This window comes from Acinetobacter sp. C32I (assembly GCF_023702715.1).
In the GTDB taxonomy this organism is placed as follows: Bacteria; Pseudomonadota; Gammaproteobacteria; order Pseudomonadales; family Moraxellaceae; genus Acinetobacter.
This window is the reverse complement of the sequence record NZ_CP098480.1, coordinates 2,518,500-2,537,379: the sequence shown is the minus strand read 5'-3', so window position 1 is coordinate 2,537,379 and position 18,880 is coordinate 2,518,500. Positions and strand designations below refer to the sequence as shown.

General features: G+C 44.3%; 9 protein-coding genes and 4 tRNA genes. 4 read left to right on the top strand and 9 right to left on the bottom strand.

What is annotated here, in order from left to right:
- Positions 1-11 precede the first annotated feature (11 nt).
- The 3 genes from NDN13_RS12075 to NDN13_RS12065 all read left to right on the top strand — a co-directional run bounded on the left by NDN13_RS12075 (position 12) and on the right by NDN13_RS12065 (position 311).
- Positions 12-101, top strand: a tRNA-Ser gene (locus NDN13_RS12075).
- A gap of 11 nt (positions 102-112) precedes the next feature.
- A tRNA-Arg gene (locus NDN13_RS12070) sits at positions 113-189 on the top strand.
- 45 nt (positions 190-234) lie between these two features.
- Positions 235-311: transfer RNA gene (locus NDN13_RS12065), tRNA-Arg, on the top strand.
- 47 nt (positions 312-358) lie between these two features.
- Here NDN13_RS12065 and NDN13_RS12060 read toward each other — a convergent pair.
- The 8 genes from NDN13_RS12060 to NDN13_RS12025 form a co-directional block, all read right to left on the bottom strand.
- Complete coding sequence (locus NDN13_RS12060; RefSeq protein WP_251115634.1) at positions 359-1,024, bottom strand: hypothetical protein; 666 nt, start codon at positions 1,022-1,024, stop codon at positions 359-361.
- Between the two features lie 35 nt (positions 1,025-1,059).
- Complete coding sequence (locus tag NDN13_RS12055; protein WP_251115633.1) at positions 1,060-2,094, bottom strand: AbrB family transcriptional regulator; 1,035 nt, start codon at positions 2,092-2,094, stop codon at positions 1,060-1,062.
- Positions 2,095-2,176: 82 nt separating this feature from the next.
- On the bottom strand, positions 2,177-3,676 hold the full coding sequence (locus NDN13_RS12050) for a tripartite tricarboxylate transporter permease (RefSeq protein WP_251115632.1): 1,500 nt from the start codon (positions 3,674-3,676) through the stop codon (positions 2,177-2,179).
- Positions 3,677-3,690: 14 nt separating this feature from the next.
- Positions 3,691-4,134, bottom strand: coding sequence for a tripartite tricarboxylate transporter TctB family protein (locus NDN13_RS12045; RefSeq protein ID WP_251115631.1), 444 nt, complete (start codon positions 4,132-4,134; stop codon positions 3,691-3,693).
- A gap of 95 nt (positions 4,135-4,229) precedes the next feature.
- Positions 4,230-5,225 carry a tripartite tricarboxylate transporter substrate binding protein gene (locus NDN13_RS12040; RefSeq protein WP_251115630.1) on the bottom strand — a complete coding sequence of 332 codons (996 nt, stop codon included), beginning with the start codon at positions 5,223-5,225 and terminating at the stop codon, positions 4,230-4,232.
- Between the two features lie 397 nt (positions 5,226-5,622).
- On the bottom strand, positions 5,623-6,732 hold the full coding sequence (locus tag NDN13_RS12035; protein WP_251115629.1) for a porin: 1,110 nt from the start codon (positions 6,730-6,732) through the stop codon (positions 5,623-5,625).
- A gap of 366 nt (positions 6,733-7,098) precedes the next feature.
- Entirely contained in the window at positions 7,099-11,553 is a 4,455-nt protein-coding gene (locus tag NDN13_RS12030) for a beta strand repeat-containing protein (RefSeq protein ID WP_251115628.1), read from the bottom strand.
- A gap of 588 nt (positions 11,554-12,141) precedes the next feature.
- Entirely contained in the window at positions 12,142-16,923 is a 4,782-nt protein-coding gene (locus tag NDN13_RS12025; protein ID WP_251115627.1) for a beta strand repeat-containing protein, read from the bottom strand.
- A gap of 505 nt (positions 16,924-17,428) precedes the next feature.
- Here NDN13_RS12025 and NDN13_RS12020 point away from each other — a divergent pair.
- Positions 17,429-17,505 (top strand) — tRNA-Arg (locus tag NDN13_RS12020).
- 42 nt (positions 17,506-17,547) lie between these two features.
- Here NDN13_RS12020 and NDN13_RS12015 read toward each other — a convergent pair.
- Positions 17,548-18,846, bottom strand: a complete 1,299-nt coding sequence (locus NDN13_RS12015; protein ID WP_251115626.1) for an SRPBCC family protein — start codon at positions 18,844-18,846, stop codon at positions 17,548-17,550.
- Positions 18,847-18,880 lie beyond the last annotated feature (34 nt).

The following is an 18,880-nucleotide window of genomic DNA, read 5'->3' as shown; positions in this document are numbered from 1 at the left end:
GCTCGTGTTACGGTGAGATGGGTGAGTGGCTGAAACCACATCCCTGCTAAGGATGCATACGGGTAACTGTATCGAGGGTTCGAATCCCTCTCTCACCGCCACTTTACTTAAAGCGCTCATAGCTCAGCTGGATAGAGCACTTGGCTACGAACTAAGGGGTCGGGAGTTCGAATCTCTCTGAGCGCACCAAGTAAAGATTAATGTAACACACGCCTGAATAGGCACATAAGTAATGCGCTCATAGCTCAGCTGGATAGAGCACTTGGCTACGAACTAAGGGGTCGGGAGTTCGAATCTCTCTGAGCGCACCAACTTAATAGAAGAAACCGCTTAATTGCGGTTTTTTTGTGCCTGAATTTTAGGAGATATAAATCATCGAGCTTTCATAAAGGATTGAAATATAATACAAACCAAGTAAAGCAATCAGCGTAACTTTTATTTTTTTTGAACATATCTTTAATAAAGTAGAAATCATAAAAACAATCAACAAACATAGCCAAGCACCAATGAATGTGATGATCCACAGTTTCCAGTTGTGTTTTTGCATTGCAATCGGATCATTGGGTGCTATTTTATTGTAATTTAGATGAATTAAATTTCCTTTTAGATCCAGATAGTCAATGGCTTTGAGTTGATATTCGGGCGGGTTGTTTTGCATCGGTAGGGTTTGATAATAATAGATGGTTTGAATTGCCTGAGTGGGCTGTTTAAGCTCTTGTTGGCATAACTTCATTAATTTGACATCACACTGCAGGATCAAAGCGTTATTGTGGCTCGTCGGAAGGATGAGTGATGCGCCCACTCGTTCACGACGGATGTAAGCTTCGTTGCTCGAGTCGAGGTGTTGGCTTGAGACTTGCCATGTGTGGTTTCTGGCAAGATCGGCTTGGTGTAAGGCGGTTTGATGCGCTGAACTAAAAATTAATAAAATGATGAAAGAAAAAAGAAAACAGAGGTAGGCATATTTAAAGTGGTCTGTAATGCTGTCTTCTTCGGTATTGCTTTCGAAAATAGTTCTTTGCATTTGTTTCCTTGTGTTTTAGCTATTTGAGCTAGATTTTATCTTTCTGTTTTGTGCTCAAATAAGCGATAAAGATAACCGACCGTCCCGAGTACACCCACCATACGGACTACATGAAACGCGGTTACTATTGGCACACCAAGCTGTAATACATTGGCGGTTAATGCCATTTCGGCTACACCTCCTGGAGAAAGGCCTAAACCGAGTGTGGGCAAAGGAATATCGGTCCAGAAGCTGATGCCATAGGCGAGCAAGGCGGTCAGTAACAGCGCACCTAGATTACTTAAAGCCACAACAGTTAAATAATGTGGTGCAGTCTTGAAAAAGTCAGGCTTAAATTTATTTCCTAATGACCAACCCAGTAACACTTGGCCTAAATGCAAGATTGGTGTCGGTATTGCCGAGAGGTGAATATCTTGCATTGTCAGTAAAATTGCAACCAATAATGCACCAAAGGTCCAGGGATTGGGGAGTTTGTAGTATTGAAAAATACGACTGGCTACGTACGCTAAAAAGGCTAACAGTACAAGGCCGTAACCATCAACATCACTGTGGCGACTCATGATGCTATGATCAATACCGTGCCATCCCATAAATTGATAAAAAAAGGGAATGCTGACCACCACCATTAATACGCGTAAGGTATGAGCAGAGGCGACTTTATCGACACGCGCCTGATAGTGTTCGGCTAAATTCGACATCTCATTTGCGCCCCCAATAGCCGAAGCAAACCAGGCTGTTTTAAAGTCTACCTTGCCCCAGCGATATAAGATGACAGAACCTACACCACCTAAACCGAGGGCAAACAGAAGACCCAACAATAAGATATGCCATTGGCTTGCAATGAGCTGGATCATTTGTGGGGTAAAGTAGAGGCCGAGGGTGAGCCCTAAAATGGACAAACCAATATTGCGTGCGCTGTGATGGCATTCAATAGGCGCATGATTAATCTTGAGTAAGGCCGTAATAAATAAAGGTCCGAGTAGCCAAGGCAGGGGGAGATGTAACCATTCGGCAAGATGTGCACCGATGAAGGCAATGGCTAGACTCGAAATATATTTGAGGTAGATCATGAGCACAGTCGCCGATAAAGGATGGATAGAACGTGGCTAGAAGCCAATAGCTATGTATGATCGCTATTGGCTGAATGCATGACTATGAGTTCACTTGCTGGCGACTGCGTAACCAGCGGATGAGTGGTAAAACAATCATGATCCCCGCGAGAATCCAGAGCGTTTTAGTGATGTAACCGTCAAATAGAATAGAGAGTTCGCCTTGGGAAATAGACAGCGCTCGACGCAAACTTGATTCCATGAGTTCGCCAAGCACAAACCCGAGAATAAGTGCTGAAAGTGGGAAATTGAGCTTACGTAAAATATAGCCAAACACACCGAGTGCGACCATCAGGATCAGATCGAACATGGTGCTATGAATGGCATAGACACCCACAAAACTCACTGCTGCGATGGCAGGAAGTAAAATAAAATTGGGGACACTGAGCAGCTTGGCAAAGTATCGAACCAGTGAAATATTCATCAATAGCAATAACACACTGGCAATGAAGAGCGAGGCAATCAAGCCCCACACAATCGTTGGCTGTTCGGTAAATAGTTGTGGCCCAGGCGTGATGTTGTATAAGGTTAAGGCCCCTAGCATTACCGCGGTTGTGCCAGAACCAGGTACTCCCAAGGTCAGCATTGGAATAAATGAACCACAGGCAGATGCATTGTTTGCAGCTTCAGGGGCGGCAATACCACGTAAGTCACCATCACCAAATTTACCGTCTTTGCCTGCAAGTTTACGTTCGCTGGTATATGCCATGGCACTGGCAATGGTTGCGCCAGCGCCAGGTAAAATGCCAACAATGAAGCCCAGAAATGAACTGCGAATGGTTGAGCCGAGGGTGAAACTAAACTCTTTGAGATTAAATAGACTACGCTTGCCTTGACCTAAGGCTTTCTGCCCAATACTGGTTTTTTCGAGCATGATCAGGATTTCGCTGATACTGAAAAAGCCGATCACGATCGTGGTAAATTGAATGCCATCACTGAGACTAACGGAATCAAAAGTAAAGCGGTACACGCCAGTAACAGCATCTACACCAACCGTGGCCAAGAATAAGCCGATTAAGGCGGAAACAGCGGTTTTAATCGGTTGATCACTGACAAGACCGCTTAAGCAAGTCAAGGCAAAAACCATGAGTACGAAATATTCTGCTGGACCAAACACGATGGCCCATTTGGCTAAAAGAGGAGCAAATAAAATAATACCGGAAATGGCAATCATGCTACCAATGAATGAACTCATGGCTGAAAGCGAAAGTGCAATCCCGGCTTTGCCTTGTTTGGCGAGTGGATAGCCATCAATGGTCGACATGATGGCCGCTGCATCTCCAGGCACATTAATCAGAATTGCAGAAATTCGTCCACCAAATTCACAACCTAAATACACGGCCGCAAGAAGAATCAGTGCACTTTCAGGTGGTAAGCCAAGGGCATAAGCAAAAGGGAGAAGCAAGGCTACGCCGTTAATTGGCCCCAGCCCTGGCAATAAACCCACAATGGTTCCAATAAATGCGCCGATCAGCGCGATCAATAGGTTTTGTGGTGTCAGTGCGACTTGGAAACCATAGATTAAATATTCAAAAACATCCATTTATTCTTCCTTGATTAACTCAAAAATCCGAGTGGTAATGGCACATCCAAGATGTAATCAAATAAACCGTAGAATAGGCAGCCAAAAACAAGGCTTGAGATGGCGGAGGCCTTTGGACTTCCTCCAAACAGCATGCCGACAGTGAAGAACATCAATGCAGTTGCAATTGGAAAGCCTAACCATTCAAACGTCAGGGCATACATCAGCATCAGTAACATCATGACCCCGATTTTCTTCAGCACAGCGGCGGTATAGCCGAGATCAATTTGCTCAGTTAGTTTTTGAGGCCTAAAACTTAGATAAAGACAAGATAAAATTAAAAGTATTAAGAGCAGGACAGGATAGGGTCTCGGACCTAGTGGGTCATAAGCGATTGGGGCGACATAGCTCCAAGCCAAATATAGAAGACCAAGGCTGACGAGGCCTAAAGTCCCTGCAAAAATCCTTTCCACGGACATAAAATATTCCTTTTTGCATTCAGATTTAGGCGTATTTCGATCCGATCTTGTTGCCACGGAAGATGCGTGATCAAAATACTTTTATTGTTTTGGGATTATTGGGTGATGAGATCGAATTCTTTAGATAAGACACGTAATTGATTGGTTTGCTGCATAACAAACTGATCGAGTTCTTCACCTGTCATGGAGAGCGGGAGTAAATCGAATTGCTCTCTGGATTTGGCAAATTTAGGGTCGGCCATCATTTTTTCAAAAGCGGTTTTCCACCATTGATAGGCTTCATCACTGACTTTAGGGCCGACATAGTAACCCCGCACCACTGGCCATTGGATGTCATAGCCTTGTTCTTTTGCGGTCGGGATATCAGCCAGTGCATTGGGTAAGCGTTCCGGTGCGAATACAGCCAATGCGCGTAATTTTCCAGATTTGACGTGTGGAATTACTTCTGCAATTCCAGCACTGACCACTTGGATATGATTACCTAGAACAGAGGTTACCGCTTCACCACCGCCTTCTAATGCAATATAGGTCATCTCTTTAGGGTTAACGCCTGCTGCTTTGGCAAGCATCGCTGTCTGCATCCAGTCTTGACCACCGACACTACCGCCAGCACCAAAACTGACAGATTTTGGATTTTTCTTTAGGGCTGCGACCAAGTCATTCAAATTCTGATAAGGCGATTCTGCATTGACGGCAACGACCCCATAATCAGTTCCGACTACAGCTAACCAGCGAACATCTTTTTCGTTGTATTGTCCGAATTTTCCTTGGGCTAGATTCAGGAGTGAGCCCGTTGAAAAAGCGACGATGGCATTGTTATTGGCAGGATCATTGGCAACAATTTTATTGTATGCAACAGCCCCAACACCACCCGGCATATAAGTGACACGCATAGGGGAGCTTAAGAGCTCAGTTTCTTTAAATGCATTTTGAGTGAGTTTGCAGGTGAGATCAAAGCCACCACCAGGTTTTGCAGGTGCAATACATTCAGGGCGTTTGGGTTCTCCAGTGACCGTTTTATTCTTTGTACATGCTGTAAGACTTAAGCCTAAAATAATTAAGGTGCTGGTAAAGGTAACGCTTCTTAACATGTTTAATATGTCTCCATTCATCATTGTTTTAATATGCACAATGCATATATTTTATCTAAGCGTCATTGCTTGATTATTGGGGTTAATACAAGAAGATTTAAAACTCCACTCTTCTCTATTTTTAGTGCTTTAAAAGGTACGTAAAAAGGTTAGCATTATCGCTTGGGTTGTAGAGATTCTTTTTTTTAATATAATTTTTCGTATAATTTATTTTTGAAATAAATATTGTTTTTATTGATTAAATTAAAAAGTGTTAATTTTTTATTTATCAATATAGGACGCTGTATTTGATATTTTAGGTTTTTAGTGCTCATTATTTGATAAATAATTTTTTATGGATGTAAAAAAGCCTAAAGTTAATGGGCTTTAGGCTTTTGGGAGGGATTATCTTTTTGTTCTAAAATTTAAATTCTAAACCAGTCCCAATGACAGGTTGCTTATCTTCTAAATCTGCCTGTTTGAAACTTGCATAAGCTGTGTAGCCATATGCCTTGACTTGTTTGTTAAATAGATAATCAACTCCTGTCATAATTTGTTTAGCATCATAGTTTGCATCGTCATTTTTAAAACGGGTTGAATTCTGGCTATATTGGGCTTTTACATTCCATTTCGAATCGTTTGACAAGCGATACTCAGCACCTACGAGCCAACCTATTGATTGATCAATATTGGCTGCACCTGCTTGATTACCGCTGGCTTCTTCAACCTCTGATGTTTGTATCAATGCTTTTAATGCCATTCCTTCGATGGGTTTAATTAGGCTTGTTAGACGAATCGTATTTGCAGCAGCAAATACACGATTAATATCAATATGAGGATCAGTAGCATTCAAGAAACCACGACCTAGGAAGTTGCTTGGAATCGCTTTGTCGTAGGCAATTCCAGCTAAAAACATTGGACTGGTATAGGTGAGGGAGGTTGACCATGCATCACCTAAACCATTGCCGTCTACAGTAACGCCTCCTTGACTACTGGCAATGCCTTGGGCCTCTCCTGTCGCAAGTAAAACACTGAACGCAAGATTGGCTTCATCACTGACTGTGATTTTGGGTGAATCATAAACCACGGAATTATTGATCCGATTTTCACCCGGCATAATGCCTCTCACATCGGCAGTGTTGCGCATATAATTATTAAAACTATCTACAGCACTCGACATTTTTTTTAAAGGAGAATTATTTTTACCCACTTTTAACGTACCAAACTTTTCATCTTTTAAGCCAATATATCGATCTCGATGAGACCAGTCCGTTCCATCTCCATCGGCATTAAATGCCCATTCGATTAAATACAGTGCACTTAAACGACTGGTTAATTTTTCCTCACCTTTAATCCCAAGAAATGAACTATTGCTATTCATTTTCCAGGTATCACGGTCAGCAGAATTCGCATTTTTTTCGGGGATATAATCAATACTGGTATCAATCTCACCATAGAATTTAGGTGATGAAAATGCTGAACTGGTTGCCATGCAAAGCATACTGGCGATAAAAAAATTAATTTTCATTGATGTCATCCTAACAAATTAAAAATTATGTGTAATTAATCCCACTCTCTTTTTACTTGAGGTTTAAGGGGTGATTAATCGAGCCTAATTTAAAAGGTTCTTTGGAATTTTATTTGGTTTTTATGGTTTTTGGTATTTAATTGTTTTATATTATTTTGATTGGTATTTTTATAATTTTATAAATATTAAAATCTATGGCTTTGAGTAATTTTGATTTTTAAATTAATAAACATTTTGTGCCGTAATTATAAACATAATGTGTTGGGTTGAAAAATAGAAGTACTAAATTTAACTGCAAAAATAGCACTCATAAATGTTTTAAAAATAAAAAGCCGCTGATATCAGCGGCTTTTTGAGTTGATTTATTTAGAAATGATTTACGGAACTAAATAGATGATCTGTCAGGTTGTTAAGAGGCGTTTGTAGAGATACAAGATCTGTTAAAGAACCGCCATTTGGATTTGGTTCGCCAACAGCGATGCCAGAAGTGACGGTTCCAGTCAATGCATCTAAAATTCCATCTATGCTGCCATGAAGGCTGTAATCTCCGTTGCCAACACTGACGCTGATAAGGTTATTGATGCTATCCAGTGAACCATCGCTGAATAGAGTGCTGACATGACCTTGTAGGGTATCTATTGCAATGTTGCCATTGCTAATGACAGTTTGAATCGGTTGAGCAATTCCTGCGATAACGTCTCCGCTATTTGCACCATTATTAATGGTTCCAAGAATATCTGTAATCACACTTAGACCACCTTCACCACCAATACCGCCAGTAATACCACCGATAATGCCAGTAACTGCGCCTAAAGGACCACCTTCACCGCCACCAATTCCACCTGTGATACCACCGATAATGTCTGTGATAGAACCGAGAGGGCCACCTTCACCTCCGCCGATACCGCCAGTGATACCACCGATGATGCCAGTGATTGCGCCAAGAGGACCGCCTTCACCACCGCCAATTCCACCAGTAATGCCACCGAGGATGTCAGAGATTGAGCCTAAAGGACCACCTTCACCACCGCCGATACCGCCAGTAATGCCGCCAATGATGCCTGTGATCGCGCCAAGAGGACCACCTTCACCACCACCGATACCACCAGTCACACCGCCGATGATACCTGTGATTGCGCCAAGAGGACCGCCTTCACCACCACCGATACCGCCAGTAATCCCACCGATGATGCCAGTGATTGCACCAAGAGGGCCACCTTCACCGCCACCAATTCCACCAGTCACACCGCCGATGAGGCCACCAACATCAGTGAGATCGCCTGCAATATGCTGAACCAGACCAGAAGCGGTTGAACCATTGTTAATTAATGTGCCGACTACACCTGTGAGAGATCCTGCAGCACCACCGATATCCGCACCTGCTAAATCAGAAATAGCTTCTAACGTACCGTTTACCGTATCGCGCGAAGTTTCAAAGGTGAGGGTACCTAAATTGGTGAGATCTGTGACTGGATGAACGCCCGGAAGAACACCGCTAATTGCACCACCTACCGTAGAGATGCCTGTGTTGATAATATCAGTTTTCAGGCTTTCAACGCCCTGAAGTACATCGATACCTGTTTGGATCACACCTGTGACAGGGTTATTGCCTAAGTCACCACCTGTAATCCCACCGATGATGCCAGTGATCGCGCCAAGAGGACCGCCTTCACCGCCAGTAATTCCGCCGATGATGCCAGTGATCGCACCAAGAGGGCCACCTTCACCACCACCAATACCGCCAGTGATGCCACCGATGATGCCTGTGATTGCGCCAAGAGGACCACCTTCACCACCACCAATACCACCAGTCACACCACCGATAAGGCCACCGACATCAGTCAGGTCGCCTGCAATATGCTGAACTAGACCAGAAGCGGTTGAACCATTGTTAATTAATGTGCCGACGACACCTGTGAGAGATCCTGCAGCACCACCGATATCGGCACCCGCTAAATCAGAAATAGCTTCTAACGTACCGTTTACCGTATCGCGAGAAGTTTCAAAGGTGAGGGTACCTAAATTGGTGAGATCTGTGACTGGATGAACGCCCGGAAGAACACCGCTAATTGCACCACCTACCGTAGAGATGCCTGTGTTGATAATATCAGTTTTCAGGCTTTCAACGCCCTGAAGCACATCGATACCTGTTTGGATCACACCTGTAACAGGGTTATTGCCAAGATCACCACCAGTGATACCACCGATGATACCCGTGATTGCGCCCAGAGGACCGCCTTCACCGCCCGTAATACCACCGATGATGCCAGTGATTGCGCCAAGAGGACCGCCTTCACCGCCACCGATACCGCCAGTAATGCCGCCAATGATGCCCGTGATTGCACCCAGAGGGCCACCTTCACCACCACCAATTCCGCCAGTAATACCACCGATGATGCCTGTGATTGCGCCCAGAGGACCACCTTCACCACCACCAATTCCACCAGTCACGCCACCGATAAGGCCATCGACATCAGTCAGGTCGCCTGCAATATGCTGAACCAGACCAGAAGCGGTTGAACCATTGTTAATTAATGTACCAACAACACCAGTCAGTGAACCTGCAGCGCCACCAATATCGGCACCCGCTAAATCAGAAATTGCTTCCAGTGTACCGTTTACCGTATCGCGCGAAGTTTCAAAGGTGAGGGTACCTAAATTGGTGAGATCTGTGACTGGATGAACGCCCGGAAGAACACCGCTAATTGCACCACCTACCGTAGAGATGCCTGTGTTGATAATGTCAGTTTTCAGGCTTTCAACGCCTTGAAGCACATCGATACCTGTTTGGATCACACCTGTGACAGGGTTATTGCCCAAGTCACCGCCAGTAATGCCACCAATGATGCCAGTGATCGCACCCAGAGGGCCACCTTCACCGCCACCGATACCGCCAGTAATGCCACCAATGATGCCGGTGATTGCGCCAAGAGGACCACCTTCACCGCCACCAATTCCGCCAGTAATGCCACCAATGATGCCAGTGATTGCGCCCAGAGGACCACCTTCACCGCCACCGATACCGCCAGTAATGCCACCAATGATGCCAGTGATTGCGCCCAGAGGACCACCTTCACCGCCACCGATACCGCCAGTAATGCCACCAATGATGCCAGTAATTGCACCGAGAGGACCGCCTTCGCCGCCACCAATTCCACCAGTCACGCCACCGATAAGGCCACCCACATCAGTGAGATCGCCTGCAATATGCTGAACCAGACCAGAAGCGGTTGAACCATTATTAATTAATGTACCAACTACACCTGTGAGAGAACCTGCAGCACCACCAATATCCGCACCTGCTAAATCAGAAATTGCTTCAAGCGTACCGTTTACCGTATCGCGAGAAGTTTCAAAGGTGAGGGTACCAAGGTTGGTGAGGTCTGTGATTGGATGAACACCCGGAAGAACACCACTGATTGCACCGCCTACAGTGGATATACCTGTATTGATAATGTCAGTTTTTAGGCTTTCAACGCCTTGAAGCACATCGATACCCGTTTGGATGACCCCTGTAACAGGGTTATTGCCTAAGTCACCACCTGTAATCCCACCGATGATGCCAGTGATCGCGCCAAGAGGACCGCCTTCACCGCCAGTAATTCCGCCGATGATGCCAGTGATCGCACCAAGAGGGCCACCTTCACCGCCACCGATACCGCCAGTAATGCCACCAATGATGCCAGTGATTGCGCCCAGAGGACCGCCTTCACCACCACCAATTCCACCAGTAATGCCACCGATGATGCCAGTGATAGAACCTAAAGGACCCGTGCTACCAATGTTGGTGACATCCCCGATAATATGTTGAACCAGACTTGATGCCGTAGACCCATTATTCACCAGTGTACCAATGACACCTGTTGCAGAACCAACTGCCCCGCCAATATCTGCACCAGCAAGGTGGGAGACGGTTTCTAATGTACCGTTTACCGTATCGCGAGAGGTTTCAAAAGTGAGGGTACCCAGATTTGCTAGGTCTCCAATTGGGTGTTCAGATTGATGCACTGCACTAATGACCGTGTCTGCGACAGTATTAATTCCTGTATTGATGATATCGGTTTTTAAACTCTCCAGTCCTTGAAGCACATCAATACCGCTTTGAATCACCCCAGTGACTGGATTATTCGCTAAATCTCCACCAGTAATGCCACCAATGATTCCTGTTACAGCACCGAGAGGACCACCTTCAGCCCCACCAGTAATGCCGCCGATAATGCCAGTAACAGCACCGAGAGGACCGCCTTCAGCCCCGCCAGTAATGCCGCCAATAATGCCAGTAACAGCACCGATAGGACCGCCTTCAGCCCCGCCAGTAATGCCACCAATGATTCCTGTTACAGCACCGAGAGGACCACCTTCAGCCCCACCAGTAATGCCACCAATGATTCCTGTTACAGCGCCGAGAGGGCCACCATGGGTTCCCCCTGTAATACCACCAATAATTCCAGTTACTGACCCAAGCGGGCCGCCATCAGTACCACCAGTAATCCCCCCGATAATGTTGGTTACTGCACCAAGTGGACTTCCACCTGCACCGCCAGTAACTCCACCAAGAATGTTTGTAACTGTTGAAAGAGGGCTGGCATTGCCTGTTACGCCTCCTAAAATACCTGTAATTGCGCTTACTGGATTGCTGGCTGCTCCGCCTGTAAGGTTACTGACCGTATGCGTTACGGTATTTGTTGAAACGATATTTGTAATTGTAGATAAGGATAGAGGAGCGAGGATTGAACCGCCAACAGGTGATGTTGAGGTACTACTATCAACTAAACTTGAAGTAATACTTTTAATGGGTGATAAAAGACTTTTGAAAAGCATAACGATACCTATATTTTTAAAGTTGTGTTGTTTTGAGTAATTATTAAATGGCTATGATTTTTTTGTGATTAAAGTCACATTAATCATATTTAGTGTTATATCTGGCAATTATTTTGTCAATCTGTAAGCGCCAAAAAACAGATTGTTAAATATGGGTTTAAAATATTGAATTTTAATACATTTATTTTTTTTTAATTTTAATTAAATTTACATTTGTATTTTATTTAAAATAGGACGGTGATGTTTTTTTAGTTCATTTAGTTTGTTTTATCAAGTAATTAAAGCCATATTTAAGCCTGAAACGGGTATCGAAATAAGGAAGTTTTAAGATTTGTTACTGCTTTGCAAAAAAATATTTCCAATCATTTTTAATTAATAAAGATCAATATTTTAAATTTTTTCTTAATTCATTTTTTTTAAATTAGCATAAATCTAAAGTCGTAGTATTTAGCATGTTTTGGGGATGTTGTTAAAAAAAACTTATCAATCTTTAGCTTATTTTCTGATGTCTTTAAGATATTTACATTCAAGAATGAGTGTCAATGGAAAGCCACTGCTTACAGTGGCTTTTCTTCGTATCGCTATATTTTAAAAATGATGAAGTGAGCCGAATAGGTGATCGGTTAGGTTTGTTAATGGTGAAGAAACTGAAATGAGATCGGTAATGCTCCCCCCATTTGGATTTGGTTCGCCAACAGCAATGCCAGAAGAAGTTGAAAGTGTGCCTGTAATTACGGTAAGCAGACTATCTAGACTGTTACTGCTACCATTATTGTCATAGTTAATATGGATAAGGTTGTTGAGACCTTCCATAAGATTGCCACTCGAGAGATCAACGAGACCCTCTTGTAGATTACTGATTGCTGAACTGCCACTGCCAATCACCATGTCGATCGGTTGGGCAATACCAGAAAGAATACCATCTCCATTGATACCACCTGTAATGCTGCCAATGATGTCTGTGATTGCGCCAAGAGGGCCACCTTCACCACCGCCAATTCCGCCAGTCACACCACCGATAAGTCCACCCACATCAGTCAGGTCGCCTGCAATATGCTGAACCAGACCCGAAGCGGTTGAACCATTGTTAATTAATGTGCCGACTACACCTGTGAGAGAACCTGCAGCGCCACCAATATCCGCACCCGCTAAATCAGAAATTGCTTCAAGCGTACCGTTTACCGTATCGCGAGAAGTTTCAAAGGTGAGGGTACCAAGGTTAGTGAGGTCTGTGATTGGATGAACACCTGGAAGAACACCGCTAATTGCACCACCTACAGTGGATATACCTGTATTGATAATATCTGTTTTTAGGCTTTCAACGCCCTGAAGCACATCGATACCTGTTTGGATCACACCTGTAATCGGGTTATTGCCTAAGTCACCACCTGTGATACCACCGATGATGCCAGTGATCGCACCCAGAGGGCCACCTTCACCACCACCGATACCACCAGTAATGCCGCCGATGATACCCGTGATTGCACCCAGAGGACCACCATCACCGCCAACAATTCCACCCGTCACACCGCCAACGATACCTGTTACCGTGCCGAGTAAACCAGTTGCACCTTCACCATCACCTGCCACAATATGAATAAGATTGGTGACGGGACTCAATGGATTGAACTCACCTTCACCATTTAGACCACTTAAATCAAGCACTGAGATGGCATTGCCTGAGAAGTTAATCGGAATCGTAATGGGTGTCACGATGCTTGCATCGTCGCCGTTACCATTGCCGATACCGAAATTATGGTCGCCATTACCAGAACCAATACCACCCAGTAGGCCACCAGAACCATTGCCACCGTTGCCATTAGCATTGTTCGTGACATCATTATCTTGGACATAGTTATTGGTTGTTGTGGATGAATTATTGTGTGAGTTTGCTGTTGCGCTGCCAAATAAAGAAATTGCATTGCCAGATAAATTAATAGGAATTGCAATCGGCGCTACTATACTGGCATTGTCACCAATTCCATTGCCTATACCATAATTGTGTTCACCATTACCGGCACCTACGCCATTGAGTAAACCACCAAGACCAAGGAGGCCTCCACCAGCACCACCTGTACCATTGCCACCGCTATTACTATTGTTTGTGGAGTCGTTGTCCTGAACATAGTTGTTGGTTGTGGTGGATGAATTGTTGTGTGAGTTTGCTGTTGCGCTGCCAAATAAAGAAATTGCATTGCCAGATAAATTAATAGGAATTGCAATCGGCGCTACTATACTGGCATTGTCACCAATTCCATTGCCTATACCATAATTGTGTTCACCATTACCGGCACCTACGCCATTGAGTAAACCACCAAGACCAAGGAGGCCTCCACCAGCACCACCTGTACCATTGCCACCGCTATTACTATTGTTTGTGGAGTCGTTGTCCTGAACATAGTTGTTGGTTGTGGTGGATGAATTGTTGACTGAATTTGAAGTGGCATTGCCAAAGATGGAGAAGGCATTTCCGGATGCATTGATTGGTGTCGTAATCGGTGCAACAACACTGGCATCATCCGCAATCCCATTACCTATACCATAATTGTGTTCACCATTACCTGAGGCGACTCCATTTAATAAACCACCACCGACACCATTACCTGCTGTGCCACCGATGCCCGTACTGCTGTTGCTATTATTGGTACTATCGTTGTCTTGGAAGATGTTGGTAGTTTTGGTTGAGGAATCATTGACTGAATTTGAAGTGGCATTCCCAAAAATTGAAAAGGCATTACCTGAACCACTGATTGGGGTAGTAATCGGTGCAACCACACTGGAATCATTACCGATGCCGTTACCAATCCCATAGTTGTGATCACCATTACCTGCAGCAGGACCATTAGCCCAGCCACCCACGCCATTACCTGCGGAACCACCGAGTAGACCTGTGCCACTATTACTATTGTCAGTACTGTCATTATCTTCATAATGATTGACGGTTGTGGTCGATGAGTTGTTGACTGAGCTTGTGGTTGAGTCCCCAAATACGGAGAAGGAGTTACCTAAACCACTGAGCGGCGTTGTAATTGGCATCACAACCCCGACATCATCACCGTTGCCATTACCAATGCCGTAATTATGTTCGCCGTTGCCTGACCCTACGCCATTGAGCAGACCGCCAATGCCATTACCGGAGCTGCCGCCTACACCTGTACCGCTATTGCTATTGTCCGTACTGTCATTGTCACGCACAATATTGGTAGTGGTGGTCGAAGCATTATTATGAGATGAGTTGTTGGCATCGCCCAAGAAGTTGAATTCATTTCCTAAGCCATTGACTGGCATCGTGATGGGTGTGGTTATACCGACATCATCACCGTTGCCATTGCCAATACCGTAGTTTTGTTCACCATTACCAGAACCAATACCACTGAGTAGACCACCAATGCCATTGCCTGCACCGCCTACTCCAGTACCATGATTACTATGGTCGATATGATCATTGTCTTCGACAATATTGGTGCTATTGGTTGATCCGTTATTGACTGAAGTATTGTCTGTATGGGTTGGATCGTTGCTGCCAAACCAAGAGACATTGTTGCCCATCGCATTGATAGGAGCGACCACAGGTGAGGTCCAGTCGGCATCATCTCCGTTGCCATTACCGATGCCGTAGTTATGTTCACCATTGCCAGCACTGACCCCATTCAATAATCCACCTAGACCATTGCCTGCGCCTCCCGCGCCAGCACCGTTATTGCTGTTATCTGTGCTGTCATTGTCCTGCACATGGTTCAGTGTGGTAGTTGGTGCAGCATTATGGGATGAGTTATCGTTGCTGCCACCCACTGAATTGCCGAGTACATTTAGTGGCGTCGTCCATGGAACAGTAACATCGACATCATCACCGTTACCATTGCCGATGCCGTAGTTTTGTTCGCCGTTACCTGCAGCAGGGCCATTGCCCCAACCTCCGACACCATTGCCAACACCACCTAGACCTGTGCCATTATTACTGTTGTTGGTTGTATCGTTATCCTGAATAATATTTGACGTTGTTGTTGGTGCAGTATTGGTGGAGTTAACATCGCCACCGCCTAAAACCGCAACTGAGTTACCGAGTACATGTACTGGCGTTGTCCAGGGAACCGTGACACTGGCGTCATCACCGTTGCCATTGCCAATTCCGTAATTGTGTTCGTCATTCCCTGCGCTAACACCATTCAGTAAGCCACCGAGGCCATTACCCGCGCCTCCAACGCCTGTTCCATTGTTACTATTATTGGTGCTGTCATTATCTTGAATGACATTGGAGGTCGAGGTTGGAGCAGTATTGACGGAACTGACATCACCGCCACCAAGTCCTGTAATCGAATTACCCAGTACCTGGAAAGGGGCTGTCACAGGAGTAGTGATACTGGCATCATCACCGTTGCCATTGCCTATGCCATAGTTTTGTTCACCATTTCCTGAGCCAATCCCATTGAGCCATCCACCATCACTGCCATTTCCTGCTGCAGCAGTGCCATTGTTGCTGTTGTTAACGGTATCGTTGTCTTGAATCTGTGTAGTCGATGTCGTTGCTGCTGTATTTATAGAATTAACATCAGCACCAGCTAAGCCTGTAATCGCATTGCCAGCCGCTTGAACAGGCGTGGTCCATGGCACAGTGATATTGACATCGTCACCGTTACCATTGCCAATTCCGTAATTATGCTCTCCATTGCCTGCGGCAACACCATTGAGGAGTCCACCAGCATTGCCATTACCAGCAGCTCCAGTACCTGTATTGCTATTATTGGTGCTGTCATTATCTTGAATGAGGGTAGTTGAACTGGTTGGTGTGCTATTGACAGAGTAAACAGCACCACCACCCAATGTACCGATTGAGTTACCTAAAGCATCAAAAGGCACCGTAACTGGTGTGGTGAGATTTGCATCATCTCCATTGCCATTACCAATCCCATAGTTATGATCGCCATTGCCTGCGGCAACACCGCTTAATAAACCGCCATTGCTACCATTACCTGCAGCAGTACCCGTATTACTATTGTTGATGCTGTCATTGTCTTGGATGTGAGTCGAAGATGTTGTTGTGGCCGTATTGATTGAGCTAATGGGTGACGAACCTCCAAGCCAAGGAAAAGAGTTTCCTAATGCATGAAAAGCTGTAGTGAAAGGAAGAGGGACGTTAAGATCTTGGCCATTGCCAACACCGACACCATAATTTTGATTGCCATTTCCTGTTATTGCACTGAATAAACCATTATTTGAGCCATTATTGTTGTTGGTGATATTAGTACTCTCGACCACAACATGGTTTGTGGTTGATACCGTATTTACAGCAGTCGGTACTGCTGCTTGGCTATTACTACTCGAATGAGAAAGAATACCCGTAATTGGTGATAAAATATTTTTAAATAACATGTCGATATACCTATAATTATTGGAATTTTGTTTTATTAAAGCTTAATAATTATGTGACTCCTGTCTCATAATGTATTTATAAGTATTTATTGGTTGTTTATTTAAAGTCAATATTGTGCTTTGTATCATATTTTTAAATGACTATAAAAACATGATAAAACAAAGAGATGTATTTCTTAGTGATCACTGGCTTATCGTTCTAATTTGGAATGCGATTTTTTTTAATTCTTTATTCAAATTATAGAATCGATGGAAATATAAGATCGCTGAAATATGAGTTATTTAAAGGGTAATCATTCACTTGGAGAGAACTGGGCATCTGAAATCAATCAACGTTTAAGTCAGGTATCGATAACCGCGAGATTTACACCCATTTCAATGAGGAGTTGACGCTGTTTTGCTCAAATAGTGGCGAAATGCTGAATCTATAGCCAGTTAAGTGCAATTTTGTGAAAAAAGACTTATCATTTGGGGGGAAATGCGTATAATGCGCTCCATCAAATATGCGCTCATAGCTCAGCTGGATAGAGCACTTGGCTACGAACTAAGGGGTCGGGAGTTCGAATCTCTCTGAGCGCACCAATTTGAATAAAAAAAACCGCTTAATTGCGGTTTTTTTGTGTCTTAAGTTTTTGCTTTGATTTTTTGTACAAATACAACATTGCCGCCTACAGCAGGCAGTACATCATGATAAGGCAGACTACGCATGGCTCTTAATAAGAATGGGGCTTTCTCATCGATTTTCATCGCGCTGGTCATGCTCAATAAGGTTCCTTGATTAAGTGAATTCAACTGCATTTTTCCTTTAATAAAACGCAAATCACCACCATTGGCATAAAAATTATTTTCAGCTGCTTGCGGATAGTTAAAGCGTAACTTAAAGGCAAAGGGAATATTGATGACACCTAGACCGACATTGACTTGAATATCTGCATCTTGTGCCTGATTCTGGATGGGGGTGGTCACCACTTTTTTAATTTGTCGAGGAAACAGTTCTTGATATGCCGATGGACTTAGCCATTTCTGCAAGGGCTGGGTCGGTTGTTTATAAAATTGATAGGTGGTGGTAAAGCGCATGGATTCTCGGCCATGGGTATAGAGCATACTGGTCGGTGCATGCAGGATACTGACAGGTTGTTGAGCAGATTGAATCAATTGTGTGATTTTATTCAGTTGAGCTGCATTCAACTGCGGATTTGGTATTTGTCCTGCATTGAGTGGCTTAAGGTCGGATTGAATAAAGCGGGCTCTTAAGGATTCTAAAATAAATGCATTACTACTACTTGGAATTCCGAGTTTGACCTCTGGAATGGCATTGAGAATTTTCTTAAAAATAAATCCCTTGGGTTGATTCAAATCGCCCCATTGGGTCAATGTGATTAAGGTGCGGTTCTCGTCCAGTGCAAACCATTCAAATTTACCGACGCCATAGGGAATCGGTGCATCAATCACCAAGCTGGCAATACTATTCGGCTTGATCTGATGTTGCAGGGTGACGTCTTCATTGAAGTTGAGTACGGGAATTGGGGTTGGAATCGAGACTCGATATTTCATTTGAACAATGTTACTAGACTGTTCTACGACTTTCGCCGATTTGAGCGTTGGGAATAATCCGACATAGTGGCTGAAATCGGTCAGTGTTTTGGCCACTTGTTGCACATTGACGGGAACAATAATCGCGGCCGAGTTAAAACTGACGTTGGGCTGAGGATTGCTTTTTAGTGTGGGAACTGCTGTTTTGGACGCGGGATGCCCGTAAATGAAAATGTTGTTTTGGGTATAACTGGCCAACAGTTGTGGATTATTTTGAAAAGGCTGTAAGGCACTCGGAATATTGTCGCTCCAAGGCAAGATTTGTGCAAAACAACTTTGTGTGAGCCCCAATAACAGACAGGGCAAGATTAGACGATTTAAATAAGCCATCACATTCCTTTGATTTTTATCCGTGATTTCATCC

Excerpts from the sequence above, each read along its gene's own strand:
- NDN13_RS12035 (WP_251115629.1), bottom strand. The coding sequence starts at position 6,732 with ATGAAAATTAATTTTTTTATCGCCAGTATGCTTTGCATGGCAACCAGT.
- NDN13_RS12045 (WP_251115631.1), bottom strand. The coding sequence starts at position 4,134 with ATGTCCGTGGAAAGGATTTTTGCAGGGACTTTAGGCCTCGTCAGCCTT.
- NDN13_RS12030 (WP_251115628.1), bottom strand. The coding sequence starts at position 11,553 with ATGCTTTTCAAAAGTCTTTTATCACCCATTAAAAGTATTACTTCAAGT.
- NDN13_RS12040 (WP_251115630.1), bottom strand. The coding sequence starts at position 5,225 with ATGTTAAGAAGCGTTACCTTTACCAGCACCTTAATTATTTTAGGCTTA.
- NDN13_RS12015 (WP_251115626.1), bottom strand. The coding sequence starts at position 18,846 with ATGGCTTATTTAAATCGTCTAATCTTGCCCTGTCTGTTATTGGGGCTC.
- NDN13_RS12050 (WP_251115632.1), bottom strand. The coding sequence starts at position 3,676 with ATGGATGTTTTTGAATATTTAATCTATGGTTTCCAAGTCGCACTGACA.
- NDN13_RS12025 (WP_251115627.1), bottom strand. The coding sequence starts at position 16,923 with ATGTTATTTAAAAATATTTTATCACCAATTACGGGTATTCTTTCTCAT.
- NDN13_RS12055 (WP_251115633.1), bottom strand. The coding sequence starts at position 2,094 with ATGATCTACCTCAAATATATTTCGAGTCTAGCCATTGCCTTCATCGGT.
- NDN13_RS12060 (WP_251115634.1), bottom strand. The coding sequence starts at position 1,024 with ATGCAAAGAACTATTTTCGAAAGCAATACCGAAGAAGACAGCATTACA.